2 protein-coding genes are annotated in these 1120 nt (G+C 71.1%); one reads left to right on the forward strand and one right to left on the reverse strand.

The window, feature by feature from the left end:
* A partial coding sequence (locus AOK16_RS18865; protein WP_169790916.1) for an SEC-C domain-containing protein occupies nt 1–538 on the forward strand: 538 nt, incomplete at its 5' end.
* 266 nt (nt 539–804) lie between these two features.
* Here the strand turns inward: AOK16_RS18865 and AOK16_RS18870 are convergent.
* A partial coding sequence (locus tag AOK16_RS18870; RefSeq protein ID WP_478072357.1) for an N-acetyltransferase occupies nt 805–1120 on the reverse strand: 316 nt, incomplete at its 5' end.

Genomic DNA, 1120 nt, shown 5'->3' on the forward strand with positions numbered 1-1120 from the left:
CGACGAGTGGGACGCGCTGGCCGACACCGTGCACCCCGGCGACATCCCGCTGGACGAACTGCACGACCCCAAGCGGCTGTGGGCCCTCGGCTCGGACAACCCGGCAGAGCTGCGAGCCGAAATCGCCCGGCTGCGGGCGGAGTTGGGCGAGCGCCGCGCGGCGCTGTCGCGCCCCTTCCCGGTCGCCGTGCTGCACTGGCCGGAGGCGGAACTGGCGGAACTCCTCGCCGCGTACCCCGCGTTGACCTCCGAGTACCCCTCGCACGCCCAGCACCTGGCGGGGATAGAGACCTCGTTGCGCGACCTGGCGTCCTCGGGCATCCAGCACTTCGGCATCGTCACGGCCACGTTCCCCTCGTACGAGGCCTTCGCCGCCGCGGAACAGACCGCTCCGGAGACACCTGCGCTCCTCCCCGAGTACGCCACGAGCCTCGCGGCCCGCGGCCGCGCGAAGCCCTGGCCGCCGCGGCGCAACGCGGAGTGCTGGTGCGGCTCGAAAACGCCGTACAAGGACTGCCACGGCAAAACACCCGCCTAGGCCGGGCTTCAGCAAGCCCCAGCCGGCAAGACCCTGCCTAACCCGACCACATCACCCACTCGCAGCCCCCACCCACAACCAATAGAAACCCGCCTCACCCACCCCGAACCCCACCACTACGACCGCATGACCGACCAAACCCTGGAGAAACGACACCGGCGGGCCGGAGCTGCCGTTGTCCGATACACCACACTCCCGGCAGCTGAGCCGGACCCCGCCGCGCACGATCGTCCGTGCGGACTTGTGTGTCCGCGAGGGCAGGATGTTCAGGCGGCCACCGGCAGGTGTCGCAGCATCGTCGCGTAGATCGGCGCGTCCGGGAACGGCTGCTGGTCGCCGATGTGTTCGTAGCCCCAGCGCTCGTAGAGGGCCCTGACCTTGGGGTGGGCCGGCTCCACGAGGAGCGTCACGCGCTCCTCCGGGCGGCCTGCGAGCAGTTCCTCGTGGATGAGCTGGGCATTGCCGGCGCCGCGCCACGGCTTGCGGACCATCAGCTCGAACAGCGCCAGCGTGCGCGTGCCGTCCTCGGCGGTCTCGGCCTCCGGAAGAGGCCTCAGCATGCCCGCCCACCAGCGCGTCCCC

It is taken from the genome of Streptomyces pathocidini, from assembly GCF_001418495.1.
GTDB lineage: Bacteria > Actinomycetota > Actinomycetes > Streptomycetales > Streptomycetaceae > Streptomyces > Streptomyces pathocidini.